This is a genomic window from Profundibacter sp. (genome assembly GCF_056498605.1).
This window is the reverse complement of the sequence record NZ_JBSMEZ010000154.1, coordinates 1-19,905: the sequence shown is the minus strand read 5'-3', so window position 1 is coordinate 19,905 and position 19,905 is coordinate 1. Positions and strand designations below refer to the sequence as shown.

The 19,905-nt window shown below is 54.1% G+C and carries 20 protein-coding genes; 5 read left to right on the top strand and 15 right to left on the bottom strand.

Annotated elements, in window-relative coordinates:
• Together ACWB12_RS15400 and ACWB12_RS15395 are read left to right on the top strand one after the other, a co-directional pair.
• Positions 1-990: hypothetical protein (locus tag ACWB12_RS15400; protein ID WP_479530979.1), on the top strand; the 990-nt coding region annotated here is incomplete at its 5' end.
• A gap of 70 nt (positions 991-1,060) precedes the next feature.
• Positions 1,061-1,936 (top strand): FkbM family methyltransferase, encoded by an 876-nt coding sequence (locus ACWB12_RS15395; RefSeq protein WP_479530978.1) that lies wholly within the window; start codon positions 1,061-1,063, stop codon positions 1,934-1,936.
• Positions 1,937-2,008: 72 nt separating this feature from the next.
• On the opposite strand, the gene ACWB12_RS15390 is transcribed toward ACWB12_RS15395, so the two are convergent.
• From ACWB12_RS15390 to ACWB12_RS15365, 6 genes are all read right to left on the bottom strand, one after another.
• Positions 2,009-3,361: a polysaccharide biosynthesis/export family protein gene (locus tag ACWB12_RS15390; protein ID WP_479530977.1), complete on the bottom strand. Its 1,353-nt coding sequence runs from the start codon at positions 3,359-3,361 to the stop codon at positions 2,009-2,011.
• A gap of 168 nt (positions 3,362-3,529) precedes the next feature.
• Entirely contained in the window at positions 3,530-5,398 is a 1,869-nt protein-coding gene (locus ACWB12_RS15385) for a polysaccharide biosynthesis protein (RefSeq protein WP_479530976.1), read from the bottom strand.
• A 639-nt stretch (positions 5,399-6,037) separates the two neighbouring features.
• The gene (gene tmpB, locus ACWB12_RS15380) at positions 6,038-6,637 is read right to left on the bottom strand and encodes a (R)-1-hydroxy-2-trimethylaminoethylphosphonate oxygenase (RefSeq protein ID WP_479530975.1); all 600 of its coding nucleotides are present in this window, start codon (positions 6,635-6,637) and stop codon (positions 6,038-6,040) included.
• Positions 6,638-6,647: 10 nt separating this feature from the next.
• Positions 6,648-8,021 carry a glutamate--cysteine ligase gene (locus ACWB12_RS15375; protein ID WP_479530974.1) on the bottom strand — a complete coding sequence of 458 codons (1,374 nt, stop codon included), beginning with the start codon at positions 8,019-8,021 and terminating at the stop codon, positions 6,648-6,650.
• A gap of 64 nt (positions 8,022-8,085) precedes the next feature.
• On the bottom strand, positions 8,086-8,601 hold the full coding sequence (locus ACWB12_RS15370; protein WP_479530973.1) for a hypothetical protein: 516 nt from the start codon (positions 8,599-8,601) through the stop codon (positions 8,086-8,088).
• Positions 8,601-9,326 carry a 16S rRNA (uracil(1498)-N(3))-methyltransferase gene (locus tag ACWB12_RS15365; RefSeq protein ID WP_479530972.1) on the bottom strand — a complete coding sequence of 242 codons (726 nt, stop codon included), beginning with the start codon at positions 9,324-9,326 and terminating at the stop codon, positions 8,601-8,603. The genes ACWB12_RS15370 and ACWB12_RS15365 overlap by 1 nt, the downstream gene beginning before the upstream one ends.
• A 12-nt stretch (positions 9,327-9,338) precedes the next feature.
• Between ACWB12_RS15365 and ubiA the strand changes: the two genes are divergently transcribed.
• The 3 genes from ubiA to ACWB12_RS15350 all read left to right on the top strand — a co-directional run bounded on the left by ubiA (position 9,339) and on the right by ACWB12_RS15350 (position 12,664).
• Complete coding sequence (gene ubiA, locus ACWB12_RS15360) at positions 9,339-10,307, top strand: 4-hydroxybenzoate octaprenyltransferase (RefSeq protein ID WP_479530971.1); 969 nt, start codon at positions 9,339-9,341, stop codon at positions 10,305-10,307.
• A gap of 61 nt (positions 10,308-10,368) precedes the next feature.
• The gene (locus ACWB12_RS15355) at positions 10,369-12,351 is read left to right on the top strand and encodes an OmpA family protein (protein ID WP_479530970.1); all 1,983 of its coding nucleotides are present in this window, start codon (positions 10,369-10,371) and stop codon (positions 12,349-12,351) included.
• On the top strand, positions 12,338-12,664 hold the full coding sequence (locus tag ACWB12_RS15350; RefSeq protein ID WP_479530969.1) for a hypothetical protein: 327 nt from the start codon (positions 12,338-12,340) through the stop codon (positions 12,662-12,664). Before ACWB12_RS15355 ends, ACWB12_RS15350 begins: the two co-directional genes overlap by 14 nt.
• Positions 12,665-12,674: 10 nt before the next feature.
• Here the strand turns inward: ACWB12_RS15350 and ACWB12_RS15345 are convergent, their stop codons facing one another.
• From ACWB12_RS15345 to ACWB12_RS15305, 9 genes are all read right to left on the bottom strand, one after another.
• Positions 12,675-13,118, bottom strand: coding sequence for a molybdenum cofactor biosynthesis protein MoaE (locus ACWB12_RS15345; protein ID WP_479530968.1), 444 nt, complete (start codon positions 13,116-13,118; stop codon positions 12,675-12,677).
• Between the two features lies 1 nt (position 13,119).
• Positions 13,120-13,365, bottom strand: a complete 246-nt coding sequence (moaD, locus tag ACWB12_RS15340; protein WP_479530981.1) for a molybdopterin converting factor subunit 1 — start codon at positions 13,363-13,365, stop codon at positions 13,120-13,122.
• A complete protein-coding gene (pgsA, locus tag ACWB12_RS15335; protein WP_479530967.1) occupies positions 13,365-14,033 on the bottom strand; it encodes a CDP-diacylglycerol--glycerol-3-phosphate 3-phosphatidyltransferase in 669 nt (222 codons plus the stop codon). Before pgsA ends, moaD begins: the two co-directional genes overlap by 1 nt.
• An 18-nt stretch (positions 14,034-14,051) precedes the next feature.
• Complete coding sequence (uvrC, locus tag ACWB12_RS15330) at positions 14,052-15,929, bottom strand: excinuclease ABC subunit UvrC (protein WP_479530966.1); 1,878 nt, start codon at positions 15,927-15,929, stop codon at positions 14,052-14,054.
• 308 nt (positions 15,930-16,237) lie between these two features.
• Positions 16,238-17,017, bottom strand: a complete 780-nt coding sequence (locus tag ACWB12_RS15325) for an SDR family oxidoreductase (protein ID WP_479530980.1) — start codon at positions 17,015-17,017, stop codon at positions 16,238-16,240.
• A gap of 6 nt (positions 17,018-17,023) precedes the next feature.
• Entirely contained in the window at positions 17,024-17,983 is a 960-nt protein-coding gene (locus tag ACWB12_RS15320) for a calcium/sodium antiporter (protein WP_479530965.1), read from the bottom strand.
• A gap of 3 nt (positions 17,984-17,986) precedes the next feature.
• Positions 17,987-18,157 (bottom strand): hypothetical protein, encoded by a 171-nt coding sequence (locus ACWB12_RS15315; protein WP_479530964.1) that lies wholly within the window; start codon positions 18,155-18,157, stop codon positions 17,987-17,989.
• Positions 18,158-18,955 (bottom strand): S49 family peptidase, encoded by a 798-nt coding sequence (locus tag ACWB12_RS15310; RefSeq protein WP_479530963.1) that lies wholly within the window; start codon positions 18,953-18,955, stop codon positions 18,158-18,160.
• A 71-nt stretch (positions 18,956-19,026) separates the two neighbouring features.
• On the bottom strand, positions 19,027-19,905 hold an 879-nt coding region (locus ACWB12_RS15305; RefSeq protein WP_479530962.1), incomplete at its 5' end, for an FGGY family carbohydrate kinase.

Below are 19,905 nucleotides of genomic sequence, written 5' to 3'. Positions count from 1 at the left end.
TTCAGAGCGCAAAACTTTACATCATCTGAGCAGGCCGCCGGATTTTTTTCTATGTATATTGTACTCGGTGTATTTAGCTTGCTTGCATTACTGGGTTTCCTGTTTTTCAACGAGCAATACTCTGCATACAAAATCCCAGTAATCCTGATTTGGGGGGGGGCGATTTTTACAGCGCTATCTAGTCCTTTATCAGGATATCTGATTATTTCCCGAGGGCCAATAAAGACTTTTCTGCCTTCAATTGTTGTGGCGATAATTTGCACTTTGATTATTATCTTTTCGCCATATGAAATGGCAGGAATACAGCCCTATCTATTGATCGTTGGATACCAGACCGTAACTTTCCTTGTGCTTGCGGTGTTTGCAAGAGATATAGTTTCGAATTCCATCGTGATCGTAAAAAATCTTAAAGCTGTTGAATATTTCGGTCACGTAAAAGAGAACCTATATATTGGCGTTATACTGACAATCCATATGGCAATATTATTCCAGTTTCGTGAAACTTGGTCCAGTTCTGTAGCCCCGAGCGTCGCCTCTGCCGTATTCCTTGTCTTCAGATTTTCCGATACCATCATGCAGCTCACTCATATGGTGTTGTCGCGACATGCCGTCGTATCAAAACTATATTTAGCAGATAACTCTTCACGCATAGTATTGGTTTTCGTATGGGCCGGAATCTGCAGTTTTGGTCTTTACTATGCTGCGCAATACTCTACTGCCTTCGCACCATTGGTGTTTGCAATTGGCGCGCAAATAATATTGGATATTTTCAGACAGATTTGGGGTTTGGCGTTTTTAAGCCAGATGGAGAATTTCAAGTTAAGAAATTATTATTGGTATGTAGTTTTCCCGCCAGTTTTCTCGTATTTCGTTATATATTGGACTATTGGCAATCAGACCATAACCGCAATTTATTCGTTTAATTTGATGATTGTATCGACAGGTGCATTAATCACTCTTCTTCAGTTACGTAGAGGCAGCCGACAGTAGTTTTGGTTTTATTTGCGTTTTTTTTCAAGTAGAAGAACGAAACTCAGATTCTACGATCGGACCAGGCTTTATGGCACATGATATCAACCAGCTACTTGAAAAATCTATACACCGATTTGGAGGGTCACGAGCAAAGAGATTAGCGCTCCAGCCATATAGGTCCCTATTGCCATTATTTTTACGTCGGACAAACAAGCTGCGAAATATTACGACCAATACTTTTTGGGGAGGTCAGTTTTCAGGTGTTTTGCCCGAAGCCGTTTCAACGCAGATATGGCGTTCTGGATACTTTAGCCCCGAGGTTTGCCGATCCCTGATGGCGTTCCTTAAACCTGGAATGCAGTTTGTAGACATCGGCGCACATTTTGGATACTTCAGCCTGCTGGCTGCGCATCTGGTTGGCGAAAGTGGTAAGGTTCTTTCTGTGGAGGCTATGCCATCGACGTTCCAGCATCTGCAGAACAACATTCATAAGCATGCGAACTCTGGGAATGTTTTTTTGCATCAGGGCGCGGCCTTCAACGAAGTCAGGGATCTTGGTTTCAAGGACTTTGGAATAGTTGCATCGAGCTTGAACACGGCATTTTCCAATCGGGGTAATTCGAAACTACTCCAAGAGCCTAAAAACGTAACAGTTAAAGCACAAAAAGCGGACACCATTTTACGTGACAATAATATACTGGAGCCGGAGTTGATAAAAATTGACGCTGAATCATCCGAAAAGTTTGTACTAGAAGGGTTGAACGAAACCTTACAACGCTACAAGCCAAAGATTGTTTTAGAGATCGGTGACGATGAAACGGACGGAGTGGCAGAATCTGTTATTATTAATGACTTTTTAGAGGGTTTTGGGTATCGCGCGCACGAATGGAAGGGCGCCAAATTGCTGCCATTCAAGTCTACAGGGAATATAACCTATACGAACTTGGTTTACCTTCCCACCTAAAGCTGTGGTGCCCTAGGGGGGATTACCGAGGCACCTCACTATGCGACAGAACCATCTTCTGGTTAGGCAAGTTCATTTCGCCGCTGCAGCAACCCCTGAAGAGATCAATGTCGGCACAAACTGCTGGATTACACGGTTCCAGCGGGTGATCGGCTGCTCGGCAATGAAAACGACATCATTGGGCCGCATCTCCATACGGGTCGCGACAATTAGATTGACCGCATTGCTGGCGTCCAAATGCCATGCTGTGACAGCGCCTACATTGGCCGGATCAGGCGACCCTCGCAACACGTAGATTTGGGCTGGGTTGGCAGTTTCAGCGGAAAACCCGCCATCACTATACAGCGCATCCGCCAGTGTGGCTTTACGACCGAACGGCATCGGGAAACGGCCTGGTTTGGTGACTTCGCCTGTCAGATAGACATAATCGCGGTCTACGGCATCAAGATCGATGCGAGACTGGTAATTATCACGCGTTTCATTCAGGGCAGCGCGGTGAAGGGTGATTTCTGTATTTAGCTCGTCCAATGCTTGTGCCCGGGCTTGCCGGCGAAAATCAGCCAGCGTGATTTGTTCGGCAAAATAGGCCTGCGCCTTGCCCAGTTCAAACTCTGTATCGACAAAAATGCTGTCGCCGGCGATCAGGCGTGTTTTTTGTAATTTTTGCTGACGGCGAAACTCGTTCAACGGAAACTGGTACAGGGTTCCGTCACGATAGAGACGGATCGTCACAAAATCGGGATCACTGGAATCCACGCCCCCCGCCTGAGACAAAGCTTCGTCAAGATAAAGTGGAACCAGCGTAATCGGGGCCGTTGTTGGTTTGCCAACAGCCCCGCCGATTGTCACGCGCTTGGAATTGAATGCTGCTATCTCTAAGCTAAACGATGGGTCAACTTGGCTTTCAACCAGTTTTTGAAACACTTCGGCCTCGGCCTCTTCCAGTGTTAACCCACCTAGCTGGATACGCCCGACATCGGGAATAGCAATTGCCCCGTCATCCTGCACTGTATAGCCTTGGCGCCGGTTTTGCGCAGCCAAAAGGCCGCTTAACTCTTCAATAGTTGATCCCGCCGATTTTGTGGCGATTAGAACCACATCGCCGACGCCCAGTTTATAGGGACCCGGGTTTGTAGCCGGCGGAACATTGGTAATGGCTTGGGCTGGGCGCAATTGTTCATTCAGGCTGGGCACAGGGGCTGCCGAAATGCTACGAGCGCCTGCCGCTCCGCCTGCATTCTGGAAGAACCCAGCAGGTAATTGTTTGGGGTTATAGGAGGAGCGATTAGCGACCAACACACTCTCGGAGGTCAGCGATACCACTTGGATTCGTTCATCGTCAGCGATTACCTTTGGTGTAATATAGGCAGCGCCGCACCCGCCTAGTATCAACAATAGTATCCCGAAAAGTGGACGCTTGAACATAGTACCCCCAAAAGTATAGTTCTCTCTGTTTTTCAGGATATGGGTGCAGGTTACAAGTGCATTTGCGTCTACTTCCAAATAAAAAGTGTGAACTGTTACCTACCCACCCTATTAGAAACTTTTGATTTCATGTCCTGCACCTAGGTGTCAGCGTTGAGCGATCCGCACTTAGCCCGCACCAACATCTTCCTGCAAATGGTAGCCTTCAACGCGCCGCGTAACGAGCCCGCGTATCGCTTCGCTGTCACCACGTTCCAATATGTCGCGTAATTCACGCATCATAGAAGCCACTTCAATCTGTGACAACATCGCTTCTTCGGCGCGCATGATTTTTTCATGCGGGGTTCCACGCAAGCTATCATCATTAATCAACAGCTCTTCATACAGTTTTTCACCCGGACGCAGGCCTGTTACCTGAACTTCAATATCGCCCGTGCCATCTTCTTTGACGGATCGGCCCGACATCGCAATCATCCGGCGGGCGATGTCGATGATTTTCATCGGCTCACCCATCTTCAGGACAAAAACATCGCCCCCTTCGGCATAAGCCCCAGCCAGCAGTACCAACCGCGAAGCCTCGGGGATGGTCATAAAGAACCGCGTCACTTCTGGATGGGTCACTGTGACGGGCCCGCCTGCGCGTATCTGGCGCTCAAACAATGGCAGCACCGACCCTGACGACCCCAGAACATTGCCAAACCGCACCATAGCAAATTTTGTGTGGGGACTGCGGGTTTGGAAATCTTGTATCACCAGCTCGGCCATGCGTTTGGTTGCGCCCATGATATTGGTCGGCCGTACTGCTTTGTCAGTTGAAATCAGAATAAACCGCTCGACCCCGGCGGCCTGTGCTGCCTCGGCAACTATATGCGTGCCCAAGACGTTGTTACGTGCGCCTTCAAGTTCGTTGTCTTCAACGATCGGAACGTGTTTATAGGCCGCAGCATGTAAAACAATCTCGACGCTTTCATCGGCCAACACGCTGGCAACACGCGGTGGATTGGTCACTGATCCAAGACGCGTCGTTACCTTGATCCCCGCAGCTTCGGCCAGTGGCCGCAAGTCGCGGTCAATCCGGTAAAGCGCAAACTCACCTTGTTCAAACAGCACAATATGGGCAGGACGACAAATAATAAGCTGACGGCACAATTCAGAGCCAATAGACCCCCCCGCGCCAGTCACCATAACCACCCGGCCTGCATAGGTTTTGGCTATATCGGGTGTATCCAGTTCGACCTTGTCACGCCCTAGCAGTTCATCCGGCGTTACCGTGCGAAGACTTTTGTCTGTGCCCTTGCCCGCGATCATATCAACATATGAGGGCAATATCTGCACCTCGCAGTCCAACTCGGACAGATCGGCGATTTTGGCATTCAGGCGCGTTTGCGATACAGATGGCATTGCTAACAGTATTTTTTCAACCCGCCCGTTTGCCACCATATCCGGCAATTTGTTGGGGCTTACGACAGTCAGCCCCGACACAATCAACCCGCGAAGTGATGGGTTATCATCAACAAACACCACAGGCTTGACCTCATGGGACTGACGCAAGGCTGACACCAGTTGGATGCCCGCAGCCCCCGCCCCGTAAACTGCCACAGGCGCCATACCAGCCTTGCGACCAGAAAGGGCCGCCAGAATTGCCAAAGCGCTTAACCGGGCTAAAATGGTAGATAGGAAAAAAACGATTCCAAAAATCAGCGGCACTGAACGCGGTGCAGCCATCCCAAAGAGGTAACTGACCACAATGGCCGATACGCTTACCAGAAGAGCACAAAATGCGATCCGTGCCATTGCGCGGGTTTCGAATGAATGAAGTTTAATCCGATGCTGTCCAACCAGATAGCAGATCACTACCCCAACAAGGCTAAGGGCGGGGAATAACGCCCAGGCTTCTTGAACCATCGGTATCGGTGTTGCGGTGCCAAACCGTAGTGCAAAGGCAACGTAAAGGCTGAATGGTAGCAGAATTGCGTCTACAGATAACAACAATACACGTTTGACAGGCCGCGAGAGACCCAGAAGAAAAGTATGCATTGAATCCCCAAACAGTTTTACTAATTGCTACGCATGCACCCCTTTTAACCTGCTGGACATCTAAAATCTAGCGAGGTTGTTTTTCGATCTGCATTTCCCCGCCGATGCAGGCTCTTGCGTGTGTTTTGACAAGTCCTCTGAATTCGGTATCGGTGCTGTAACAAGTGTGGAAAATGCAAGGTTTATATGCCGTAAGTTGATGTTTATAACTTTAATGCAACCCTAGATTATAGGTCAGCAGGGCTGCTTCAGGGCTAACAGCTATATGCCACACGTTGTATTATTGCAGCAATAATGAATGCTCCAACTGCGATGGTCTATTTCCTCTGAGGAGTTCGCGCAGTTGGAATCCTCCTGATTCAGCCCTTAATTTTTATCGAATCACCCCCATCCAATCAGTATTGCACGCTAGTCATTCAGACCATGCAAAAGGCAAAGAATGGGTTTGTTCTGCCGCACAAAGACGAAACCAAGTCTTGCTAAATTCTGTGCCCTAAGGTGATCTCGATCTTGAAATTGTCAGGCTCCGGAACTAGGCAGCCATACCCTTTACGCTGTCATTGGTGGTGCGGATCAGGGGCACATCGTGCCGCGGCAGAGATGGTTTGTCTTTGGCTTCAAAGATGTATTCCGGTGCGTTCACGAAATATCCTGACCGCAATGGGCGTCAACAATGCGCTGAACCATCGGGGCGTAATGTGAAAACGGTTTTGTCTCCAGATCGCCCCGTTTGCCTGCCTCGTCGTAATACCGGACCTTGACGATTTCCGCCAAATTCGGGTTCTTCTCGAACGCCTCCACCTCGGCATCACTCATCGCCCCGCCTTGCAGGTTTAGCGAATGGATCGAGGCCTCGCTTAGGCGCCTGTAATATTCCGGTTTGACCGCACAAAGGTAGCGTTTGGCGGCAACGTGGTAGCGCACGCAATCGGTGACCAGCGTGGGGAAATAGGCCTCTAGCACTTCGGCCCCAGCTTCTTCGTGCAGGCGGTCCTTTGTGTCATCCATTGAAAAGGTGCCGAACTCGCTGGTGAAATGGCCGATGTCATGCAGCAGGGCGGAAACGACGATCACATCAGGTTCGCCTGCTTTTGCCGCGAAATGCGCACCTTGCAGCATGTGCTCGGCCATGGTGACAGGTTCGCCCAGATATTCCTCGCCGCCGCGCCGTTCGAAAATATCACCAAGAAAGGCAACGATGTTTTGCGGGGTCAGGGTGCTGAAATCAGGCTCGCTCATTGTGTCGCCCTCAGTAATTATATTCGCCGTAAATCTTGGTTAAATCACCACTCCATTCGCCATGATATTTATCCAGCAATTCGTCCGCAGGCACCTTGCCGCTCTCGACACTGTCAATCAGTGCGTTCAGGAAATGGCGCTCGTCCAGCACCATGCCACCGGCACCGGGTTTGGCGCGAGCTTTTAGCCCGTCTTCGGAAATTGCCAGAACCTCGCGGGCCAGATCCTGCATTTTCATGCCGCCAACTTCGGCTTGCAACGCATCAACCGATGCGGCCACCCGCCATTCTTCGCGGGTTTCGGCATCCCAGTTCTTGACCAGATCCCACGCTGCATCCAGCGCCCCCTGATCGTACATCAGTCCGGTCCATAACGCAGGCAACGCACAGAGCCGGCGCCAAGGGCCGCCATCGGCCCCGCGCATTTCCATATATTGCTTGATGCGGGCCTCGGGGAAGGCGGTGGTCAGGTGGTCGGCCCAATCTGACATTCGCGGTTTTTCGCCAAGCAAGGCGGGCAATTCACCTTTCAGGAAATCTCGGAACGACTGGCCAAGAGCGTTGATATATTTCCCGTCGCGATAGACAAAATACATCGGCACATCCAGCGCATAATCAGCATAGCGTTCAAACCCCATGCCGTCCTCGAACACAAACGGAAGCATCCCCGTGCGCGCCGGATCAAGATCGCGCCAAATGCGGGACCGCCAGCTTTTATGGCCATTGACCTTACCCTCAAAGAACGGCGAGTTGGCAAATAGCGCGGTGGCCACAGGCTGCAACGCCAGCGCCACGCGGAATTTTTGCACCATGTCGGCTTCGGACCCAAAATCAAGGTTCACCTGAACCGTGCAAGTGCGATACATCATCTGTGTGCCGTGGGTGCCGACCTTGTCCATATAATCAGTCATCAGTTTGTAGCGCCCTTTGGGCATCACCGGCATTTCCTCATGCGTCCAGATAGGGGCGGCCCCCAGCCCGATAAACCGCACGCCTGCGCCATCGGCCACCGATTGCACCTCGCGCAAGTGGATGTTGACCTCGTCACAGGTTTCATGGATTGTGCACAGTGGTGCGCCGGACAGTTCCAACTGCCCGCCCGGTTCCAGGCTCACATTCGCGCCGTTCTTTTCCAGCCCGATAATGTTGCCTGCTTCCAGAACGGGGGTCCAGCCGAACTGGTCGCGCAGCCCCTCAAGCACTGACTTGATTGAATGCACACCCTCATACGGCAACGGCTTTTGGGTGTCTTTGCAATAGCCGAATTTCTCGTGCTCGGTGCCGATGCGCCAATCGTCCTTTGGCTTACAACCGTCGGCCAGATACTGAGCCAGTTCGGAGTGGTCTTCTATGGGGGCGCTGCCGCCGGATTGGGGAATGGACATTTAACTGGCCTCGCTGCTGTTCGCTATGTCTGGAAATCAGAGTTGGGTGCAAATGTGGGGGATGTCAATGCAGGCTGTTTGTATCTTTTTGCCAGATCACAATCGGGTGAGATGTCGGCGCGCCCAGGGTGTGCAACATGCGTTGGGTTTCAAACCCTTTCAGCACTCCGAAGGCATCGAATAAATCCTCGGCATGTTCCGCATCCGTCGGGATGGAGAGCGGCTTGCGTCCGGGCTCGATCAACACCCAGCGATGCGCAGCCCCCTCGGTTGGGTGCAATTCGACCTGCGCTAGTGCCTCTATCGAGACAGTTCCACCCTCAAGCGGGCCAAAATAAATCACTTCGCGCTCGTCCACCTGCACCACGCCAGCGCCGCCTTCGCCCGTGCGAAAACGTGCACGTTGAATGCCGGTAAAGATCGTCACAGCCCCGACGGCCAGAATGATCCAGCCAAAGATGGCAATTAGCCCCAATGATGTGGCCGCCAGCCAGCCGCCCCACAGCAACACCCCAAACCCCATCAGAACTTCGCGCCAACGCCAGATGATGCTGCGTGATTCTGGCCGGATGAATCCCATTACCAATCCCCCAATGTGGATTGCCACAGGGTCAGGGCCGCAACTACAGCTGTGTCGGCCCGCAAAATGCGGGGCCCGAGGCTGATTTTGGTCACATAGGGCAGGGCGGATAATTTGGCACGTTCCTCGTCACTAAAGCCGCCTTCTGGGCCGATCAGGATAGCCCATTTGTTCATATCGGACTGCGCTTGTAACACTTCTTTTGCGCCGATTAGAGCCTCATCACAGAATATTAGCTGACGATCCGCAGGCCAGTCGACCAGCACCGCGTCCAGTTTTTGGATGTCTGTCACCTTGGGTACATAGGTGCCGCCACATTGTTCAGCGGCCTCAAGCGCGTGGGCTTGCAAGCGATCCTGCCGAATGCGGTCCGAATTGGTGAAACGGGTTTGCACCGGCATAATCCGCGCCGCGCCCATTTCAGCCGCCTTTTCCACGATAAAATCTGTGCGGGCCTTTTTGATCGGGGCGAACAGCAGCCACAGATCGGGCGGCATTTGCAACGGGCGGGTTTGCGCAAGGCATCGTAAGCTGCCTTTGCGTTTTCCAGCCTCGACAACCTCGGCCAAATATTCGCCGTCTCGCCCGTTGAACAGCAGAACCCGCGCCGCCGGTTTCAGCCGCATAACCCCGAAAAGGTAATGCGCCTGATTTTGGGGCAAAGGAATGGTTTGCCCCTCGGCCAAATCTTGCGTTACACAGAGCCTGATTTTTGCGTCTTTCATGGAACCGACCATATGCCCGACCTGCCAGATACTCCAGAGCCCACAGGCCAAGTTTCTGATGCTGTTACAGGCAATTGGGTTGATACCATTGCACCCGCATGGACACGCCCCTATCTGCGCCTGTCCCGCGCGGATCGCCCAATCGGCACTTGGCTGTTATTGCTGCCCTGTTGGTGGGGCGTGTTGCTGGCGGCGCTTTCGGGTGGAAACTTCACGCGCTATGATCTGTGGATCATCATCGCTTGCGCAATGGGCGCGTGGCTGATGCGTGGCGCTGGCTGCACATGGAACGACATTACCGACCGCAAGATTGATGCGTTGGTCGAGCGCACCCGTTCACGGCCCATCCCGTCAGGCCAAGTCAGCGTCAAAGGCGCAGCCACATGGATGGCGCTGCAAGCGTTGATTGCTTTCGCCATTCTGCTGACATTCAACACCAACGCCATTCTGTTGGGCGTCGGCTCCTTGGCGCTGGTGGCGATCTATCCTTTTGCCAAGCGGTTCACATGGTGGCCACAGGTGTTCCTTGGTCTTGCGTTCAACTGGGGTGCCTTGCTGGCATGGACGGCGCATAGCGGCCAATTGGGATGGCCCGCCGTTCTGCTATACATCGCAGGCATATCATGGACCCTGTTTTATGATACGATCTATGCCCATCAGGATACCGAGGATGACGCCCTGATCGGGGTGAAATCCACCGCCCGCCTGTTTGGCGAAAATTCCCACAGATGGTTGCGTGGTTTCATGATGCTGTCGGTCCTGTTACTGGCGATAGCGATTATTTTGGCATTGCTGAACAACGACAATCCGCTGGTGATGGTCATTGCCCTTGGCGGCCCTTGGGCGTTTGGCTGGCATCTGACATGGCAAATGCGCCTGCTGGATACGGATAATCCAGAAATATGCCTGCGGCTTTTCCGCGCGAACCGTAATTCCGGCCTGATTATTGCGCTGTTTCTTGCCGTTGCGCTTTTGCTATGATTGCACCTAGAATGTATGCGGTCTAGACAAATGAAAACCAACACGGACAACCAGACCTAATATGCGTATTTCCTCTATCATCCTGATCCTTGCAACATTTCTGATTGCAGGTGTTGTCAGTACCTTCGGGGCCATACGCGCTGCCGATTTCGTCGAAAAGCGATCACTTGCCGATGTGACTGATGCGCTGGTAGCCAATGACCACGCTTGGGTTGCGGTGCATGTTGATGGATTGCAGGTTGAACTAACCGGCACCGCCCCGGACGAGGCCACGCGGTTTCGCGCCCTTGGTGTGACCAATAGCATCGTGGATGCGGAACGGGTGATTGACAGCATGGATGTGGTTGATGCCGCTGCCATCACCGCGCCTAAATTCTCGATCGAGATATTACGCAACGATGCTGGCGTGTCACTTATTGGTCTGATCCCCGCGGGAACGGACCGTGGTGAAATCATATCCTCTATTGAACAACTGGCAAATGGCACCCGTGTCACCGATATGCTGGATGCTGCCGATTATCCCGCACCTGATGGCTGGGAAGAAGCACTCGGGTTTGGCCTGAATGCCCTGCGTGCCCTGCCAAAATCCAAGATATCGATCACCGATGAACGGGTTGCAGTCACCGCGATATCTGACAGCATCGAGGAAAAGCGCAAAATCGAGGCCGACCTTGCCCGCAACGCACCGCAAGGTATGGCGCTGGTCACCAACATTACCGCGCCGCGCCCTGTGATAACGCCCTTTACCTTGCGCTTTATCATTGATGGCGAGGTCACGCGCTTTGATGCGTGTTCAGCCGACACCGAAAAGACCCATGCGGCAATCATCAAGGCCGCACTTGCTGCTGGTCTGAACGGGAAAACCGAATGCACCATCGGGCTGGGTGTGCCAACCCCGTTTTGGGGCGCGGCTGTGGCCAGCGGAATTGCCGCGCTAAAGGATATGGGCGGCGGCACCATCACTTATTCCGACGCCGACATCACGCTTGTCGCGCTGGACACTACCCCGCAGTCCACCTTTGACCGTGTGGTTGGTGAATTGGAAGCGGCCCTGCCTGAAGTGTTCTCGCTCCATTCTGTTTTGCCCGAACCGGTTAAAATTGACGGCACCGGTGAAGGCGCCGGCCCACCCGAATTTGTGGCCACCCGCAGCCCCGAAGGACAGGTGCAACTGCGCGGGCGGGTAACAGATGCGCGCACCCGTAACGCCGTTGACAGCTATGCACGGGCACGGTTCGGCAGTCAGGTCGTTTACGGCGCAACCCGTCTGGACGAAGAGCTGCCAGATGGCTGGCCCTTGCGCGTTCTGGCAGGGGTCGAGGCGCTGGCCGAGATGAGCCATGGCAGCGTTGTGGTGCAGGAAAACTTTGTCGATGTGCGCGGCGTTACGGGTAATCCGGATGCCAGTGCCAGCATTGCGCGGCTGCTGTCCGAAAAGCTGGGTGCATCGGAAAACTATGCCATTGACGTTACATACGAGAAAAAGCTGGATCCGGTTGCGGGCCTTCTTAAGCCTGCCGAATGCGTTGACGAAATTAACGCAGTGCTGCTTGATCGTAAAATCAGTTTCGCCCCCGGCTCTGCCGAACTGGACACAGGCGGGCGGGCTGTTGTTGACCGGTTGGCCGAAATCCTAAATGGCTGTGACAAGGCCAGGATGGAAATCGCTGGCCATACCGACAGTCAGGGCCGCGAAGAGATGAACCAGTCCCTGTCCCAGGCCCGTGCCGAAGCTGTGCTGCAAGGGTTGATCGCAAAACGTGTCCTGACATCAGGGCTGACGGCTGTTGGTTACGGCGAAGCCACGCCAATCGCCGACAATGACTCCGAGGAGGGCCGCGAGGCAAACCGCCGGATTGAATTTACCCTGATCGTGCCTGAAAAGATCGAAGAAGAAGCGACGGCGCTTGAACAGATGGAAGAAGCAACAACGCCGGAACAGATGGAAGAAACGGCAGTAGAAACCGATGCATCTGGCGCCGACACCCCCCATACGGGCACCCCCCATCCTGACACTGGAGAAGCCACCGATGAACAGAACTGAATTTATTACGGCCATCGCGGTTATTCTATTTGTCGCCTTTGTGCTGGGCTGGTTTGCCCACTGGCTGTTGCACAAGTTCACGCGCGTATCGCAATCGGATCTGGGTGAATTGGATAATATGGCCCAGTCGCTGCACGAAGCCGAAGAAACCCGCGATCAGGCAATCACCTATTTGCAACAACGCGAAGCCGAGATGACCAATCAACTGTCCCAGACCGAGGCCGAACTGTCGGCGGCGATGGACGGGTTGCGTGCGGCGCGCCATGAAGCGGAAGAATTGCGTGCCTATATTGATCGTCCAAATACCGCTTAACCGACTAACGCTACCACTTTGACAATGCGTCTTCGTCCTCAGCCTTGGCATCGACCCATTCCGCCCCGTCTGTGGTGAATTCCTTCTTCCAGAACGGTGCGCGGGATTTCAGGTAATCCATCAAAAACTGCGCGGCTTCAAACGCATCGACCCGATGCGGTGATGCCGTGGCCACCATCATAATCATATCCCCGGGGCGCAATGTGCCATACCGATGGATGATCAGGCTGTCTTTCAAATTCCAGCGCTTAGCGGCCTTTGTTTCAATTTCAGCCAGCGCACTTTCGGTCATACCGGGATAATGCTCAATCTCCATTCGATCCAGATCACCATCCGGCGTGTTACGCACAATGCCGGTGAAGTTGACCACAGCGCCGGCATCATTACGTCCTAGGGCAAAGGCCTGCACTTCGGCCCCCAGATCAAACGCGGCCTCTTGCACCCGCACGGTCATATCAACCGCCCGTCATAGGTGGGAAAAACGCAACTTCGCGTGCGCCAGCCAGTGGTGTGTCGAACTCGCACAATTCCTGATCGACGGCCACGCGCAGCGCTGAAACATCCTGAAACGCAGCCGCGTAGCGGTCTTCGCGCAGCTTTAGCTCGGCAACCAGATCGGCCACCGTAACAGCCGATGTTTCAACCTGTTCTTTTGGTAATCCAATGCGTTCGCGCACCCATGCAAAATACAGAACATTAATCATTTCGTGTCATCCCTAAGAAACGGCAGCGCTTTTACAAAGTAATCCCACCCCGTGATCATCGTCAGTGCAGCGGCGATCCACAGCAGGGCAATGCCACCGTAATAGCTCCACTCCCATCCGGCGTATTTCCAGCCCAGACCCAATGTGTCTTCTTCTGCACCACTCAGGATATTTGCAAGCATCTGCTGATCCATACCAAAGGATTGCATCACCAGATAATGTTCAAATATGCCCTGCGAAAACAAAACCGAAATTGCAATCATCTGGACCGTGGTTTTCCATTTGGCCAGATTTGTCACCTTTAAGTTGCGGGCCCTGTCACCCAGAAATTCGCGCAGGCCCGAAACAAATACCTCGCGGAAGAATATCATGGTAGCGGGCAGTAATATCCACGGTTTCACACCGGAAAACCCGATGATAACCAGCAATGCGATCAGCACCATCGCCTTATCGGCAATCGGGTCCAGCATGGCGCCAAACTTGCTTTCCTGCTTCCATGCGCGCGCCAGATAGCCATCAACAAAATCGGTCAAGGCTGCCAATACAAATAGTGTCAGGGCGAACCAGTCGGCCAATGGGCGGCTGAAATACAAAAACATCACCGCCAAAGCGGGGGCCGCCAACAGGCGGATTACAGTCAGGATGTTAGGCACGTTCCATGTCATGTGATCATCTTTAACCCGTCACGCTTTGTCATGGAAGAAGTCATAGAGCGTTTCTGCCATTCTGTTGGAAATTCCCTCGACTTTCTTCAAATCTTCCAGTCCCGCGCGGCTGACCGCCTTGGCGCTGCCAAAATAGGCCAATAACGCCCGTTTGCGCGCGGCCCCCACGCCCGGCACCCCGTCCAGCGGCGTTGCCCCCATCGCCTTGGCACGTTTGGCGCGGTGGGTGCCAATGGCAAAGCGGTGCACCTCGTCGCGCATCCGCTGCACGAAATACAGCACGGGGTCATTATGGCGCAGGGCAAAGGGGCGTTTGCCACGTCTGTGAAATTCTTCTTTGCCAGCGTCACGGTCCTCGCCTTTGGCCACCCCGATCATTGCAATATCGCTGACGCCATAGTCGCGCATGATTTCGGCCACGGCACTGACTTGCCCCGCGCCGCCATCAATCAGCAACAGATCAGGCCAATTCTCGCCCTTGCGCTCGGGGTCTTCTTTCAGCAGCCGTTTGAACCGGCGCCCCAAAACCTCTTTCATCATACCAAAATCATCGCCCGGCACGATGTCCTCGCCCTTGATGTTAAACTTGCGATACTGGCTTTTCAAATAACCCTCTGGCCCCGCCACGATCATCGCCCCAACCGCGTGTGCGCCCTGAATATGCGAGTTGTCGTAAACCTCGATCCGTTTGGGCGGGCCGTCCAGATCAAAGGCTTCGGCCAACCCCTTCAGCAGCTTGGTTTGGGTTGCGGTTTCCGCCATCCGCCGCGCCAGACTCTCGCGAGCATTACGCGCAGCCCCCTCAACCAGTTCGGCCTTTTCGCCCCGCATGGGCACGTTGATCGCTACTTTGCGGTCGGCCTTTTGGCTTAGGGCTTCTTGCATCAAATCATCGTTTTCAATCGGGTGTGACAGCAGGATCAGCCTAGGTGGCAGCTTGTTGTCATAGAACTGGCCGACAAATGCTTCCAGCACTTCGGCCTCGTCCGCCCCCGCCCCCGTGCGTGGATAGAAATCCTTATTGCCCCAGTTCTGGTTGGCGCGGATGAAAAACACTTGAACGCAAGCCTGCCCGCCTTCCATATGCAGGGCAATCACGTCGGCCTCGGTAACGCCGCGCGGGTTGATGCCTTGCACTTGCTGCACTTGGGTCAGCGCCTTGATCCGGTCGCGCAGAGCAGCGGCGCGCTCGAATTCCATCGCGTCGCTGGCCACCTGCATTTGCGCGGCCAATTCCGCCTGCACCTTGGTCGACTTGCCTGCCAAAAACTGTTCGGCATCCCGCACCAAACCCGCATAATCCGCCTCGCTGATATGCCCGACACAAGGACCGGCACATCGCTTGATCTGATACAACAGGCAGGGCCGTGTTCGGCTGGTAAACATCGCGTCCGAACAGTTGCGCAGCAGGAAAATCTTTTGCAACTGGTTCAGCACACGGTTCACCGCCCCCGCACTGGCAAACGGGCCAAAATAACTACCAGCCTCGGCCTTGCGCCCGCGATGCTTTTTGATCTGGGCAAAGGGGTGGGTTTTGGCCAGCAGGATACTGGGGAATGATTTATCATCACGCAGCAGCACATTGTAATACGGCTTTAACTGCTTGATCAGGTTTTGCTCCAGCAGCAGGGCCTCGGTTTCGGTCTTGGTGGTCAGAAACATCATCGAGGCAGTTTGATGGATCATCCGCGCAATCCGCACCGTATGCCCGCGCGGGTTGGCGTAATTCGACACCCGCTTTTTTAGATGCCGCGCCTTGCCGACATACAGAACCCGCCCCTGCGCATCCAGCATCCGGTAAACCCCCGGGCTGCCGTCGAGCGTGTTCAGATACCCGCGCACACGTTCGTGGCCCGTCACGGGTTCACCTGATTTATTTGTCTGCTCGTCGCTCATTTAGCGCCCCGAAGTGATTCCTGTCTTGGCTGCATCTTATCTGTTGTGAGGCAAGAGAAAACATCTCCACCATATCTGTGGATAAACCTGTATGTAACTTTGCCGGATGCCGTTTTTTTCGTTTGTTTCTGGCATTTTCGTCGATTTGCCTAATATTTAGGCAGTACTGCAAGTCGTTGATATTGCTATGAATTATTATTGCCTTGTGCCAAACGGTTGAAATCATTAACAAAAATGTAACAGTAATGTGACCGAATAGTCAAAAGTGCACAAGTTTCCCTAGAGGCACCTGATTGGTGGCGCAAAATCTACTCAACTCCAAGTATATCTGCGGTGTTCCAAGCTAGGTTTTGACCACCATCAACACATAGTAATTGTCCCGTAACGGCGGGCGCATCCAGAAAATACCCTAGCGCAGACGTTATGTCCTCGGGATTCGCACCACGGCCCAGCAGCACGTTCGCACGTTGGTTGGCAAAATGTTCTTCTGATTGGCGGATGCCGCGCAATGTTGGCCCCGGCCCGATGGCATTGACCCTGATATTAGGGGCCAATGCTTGGGCGGCGGTTTGGGTAAAAGCCCACAACCCCATTTTGGCAATCGTATAGGTCATGAATTCCGGCGTCAGTTTGCGCACCCGTTGGTCCAGCATATTGACCACCAAGGCTTGCGATTTTGGCTCGCCGTTTTCATCCGGCATGGCCTTGGGCGCTTGGTCTGCGAAATTCTGCGTCAGTACAAAGGGCGCGCGCAGGTTTGACCCGATATGTCGGTCCCAGCTTTCCCGTGTGGCCGTTTGCAACGTGTCATACTCAAAGATCGAGGCGTTGTTGACCAGACACGTCAGCGTGCCGCCCAGCCCTTCCGACGCCCGCCCGATCAGCCCTTGGGTTGCGTCCTCGTCCAGCAGATCAGCCTGCAACGCTACAGCACGTTGGCCCATTGCCTCAATCTCGGTTACCAATGTTGCTGCATCATCCTCGGAACTGGCATAATGCACTGCCACATCAAACCCGCGATCCGCCAGATACAGCGCCATCGCACGGCCTAACCGGATGCCCGCCCCTGTTACCAATGCGCGTTTTATCATGCCCTACACCAGAATTATGATCACATAGGCCGCATAAAGCGATGACAGGACAACGCCCCAACCCTTGGTGATGTTTTGTTTGAAAAACACAAACGGGATCAACAGCGCGGAAGCGCCCAGCATAACCCAGATATCAAAGCCAAGGATGCTATCGGCCACAGGAATGTCCCCGACAAAGCTGGCAATGCCGATGATCGCCAGCAGGTTGAACATGTTCGATCCAATCACATTGCCCAGCGCCACATCGGCCTGATTGCGCACCGCCGCCATCGCGGTTGTGGCCAGTTCGGGCAGTGATGTGCCCACAGCCACCAAGGTCAGCCCGATCACGGTTTCGCTGACTCCGTACTCAGTTGCGATATTCACCGCACCCTCGACCAGTAAATTGGCGCCCAGCGGCAAACCGATCAGCCCCAGCACCATGAAAACACCGATCTGCCACCACGGCATATCCATATCGGCACCCTCGACCTCTTCTTCGTCGGGACATTCGGCACAGTTCGCCTTGTTGTCCCTGCGGTGGGCGCGGGCCTCGATGAAAGCATCCGACAAAACAAATCCAAGCGCTGCCAACAAGACCAGCCCATGCACCCATGTGATAGGTCCAAGGAAACACATTGCGGTAAACAGCACCGATGCAAAAACCATGAACAGATAGTTTTTGCGAGTGTCGCATTCCGAGGTGTGGAAGGTAGCGATCAAGGCAGGGATACCCAGAACCAGCAACACATTGGCGGTATTGGAGCCGACAACATTGCCCAGCGCCAAACCGGGTGCGCCATCGCCAATGGCTTGAATCGCGATTAATAATTCGGGTGCAGAGGTGCCAAAGGCCACAATTGTCAGGCTGACGATCAGGGCGGGAACGCCCAGCCGCAAGCTCAGGTTCACCGCACCTTTAACCAGTGCATCGCCTGCCAGCAGTAATATGATCAGCCCAAGGCCAGCGTATACCCAATCCATCCGCTAACCCTTTTTGTCGTGGCCACAGCCACAGGGCCCGCGCCCGATGCGAAAGCGCCCGCATTTCGGGCATTTTCTGGAATCCAGTTGTTTTTTACCCGGATAACGCAGGCGGCCAAACATCGCCAGCACCAGCATTCCGATCAAAAACAGACTGACAATCTTAACCATCATTTACAGCCCGAACCGCGCGTAATGGGCGCGTTCCTCGATGCCGTCCAGCGCGTCCGTAACCACGCGCGCGCCAAACCGTTGCAGGATCGACCGCTTCACCCCGTAACGGGCAAAGCGCACCTTGTCGCCGTAGCGCTGCTTCATCAAGGGCACCAGATGGCCGATACCGTCAATCAGACCGACATCAAGTGCGGCCTTGCCAACCCAGATTTCACCGGTGAACAGGTCTTTGCCCTCGGGCAATTTGCCGACACGCCGCTTCATCACCTGTGCTTTGAAACTTTCATGGATATGTTCCAATAGCGTCTTCAAGCGCTTCACATCGGCGGGTTTTTCCGGCTGGAACGGGTCCAGCATGGATTTGGATTTTCCGGCAGTATAAACGCGGCGTTCAATCCCGTGGCGGTTGATCAATTCGTTCACCCCGAACCCCATCGAGATCACGCCGATTGATCCAATGATCGAACTTTCATCTACCCAGATTTCATCAGCTGCCGTTGCCAGCCAATAGCCGCCAGAGGCAGCCACATCTTCAACAAAGGCAATCACAGGGATATTTTTTTCGTCCGACAGCCTGCGGATACGTGCCGCAATCAGCGACGATTGCACCGGCGAGCCACCGGGCGAATTGATCACCAGCGCCACGGCCTTTGGCTTGCCGCGTTTGAATGCTTTTTCAATGGCTGGCCCCAGTGTTTCATCGTTCAATGACCCGCGATTGCCCGTCGAAATTACGCCGGACAGGCGAATAACGGCGACCACGGGGTCGGATTTAATAAAGGGGATCCAGCGCTTCATAACTATGGATGTAGAGTGCCGGATGGGGGCATTCAAGGCAGTTCACGCAATCGGGCTATAGTGTTGCCATTTTAATAGACCATTGCGCCTTTAACCGCCCGCTTCCACGCCGCGTATTTTTCGCCGCGCAGATCATCGGACATGGCGGGTTCAAACCGCCGTTCCAATGCCCATTCTTGTGCAAATTCGGCCTGCGCCGGATAGATACCCGCCTTCATTCCGGCAATCCATGCCACGCCTAATGCTGTGGTTTCCAGTACGGTCGGGCGGTCAACCTGCGCGCCCAGAATGTCGGACAAAAACTGCATGGTCCAGTCGCTGGCCGTCATTCCGCCATCGACCCGCAAGACAGCCGCATCGCCAGCATCGGGCCAATCCGCGCGCATGGCTTCTAACAGGTCGCGGGTTTGGTAGCCGACGCTTTCCAGCGCCGCTTTAGCCATTTCCGCAGGCCCCGTACCACGGGTCAGGCCAAACACAGCGCCACGGCATTCGGCGTTCCAATAGGGCGCACCAAGACCGGTAAAGGCGGGCACCATGACCACGTTTTGCCTCGCGTCAGCCGCCTGCGCCAGTGCTTGGGTTTCCGAGGCACCCTTGATAATCCCCAACCCGTCGCGCAACCATTGCACGGCAGCACCGGCAATAAAGATCGACCCCTCCAGTGCATAGGTCGTCACTCCGCCAAATTGATAGGCAATCGTGCCCAGCAAGCGATTGCTGCTTTGCACCAACGTGCCCCCTGTGTTCAGCAGCGCAAAACAACCCGTGCCATAGGTGGATTTCATCATCCCTGGGGTAAAACACGCCTGCCCGACGGTGGCCGCCTGCTGGTCTCCCGCTACCCCGCGAATGGCAATCGGGGCGCCGAACAGATCGGGTGTGGTTTGGCCAAAATCCCCGTCGCAATCGCGCACAACGGGCAGCATTGTCATTGGCACGTCCAGCAA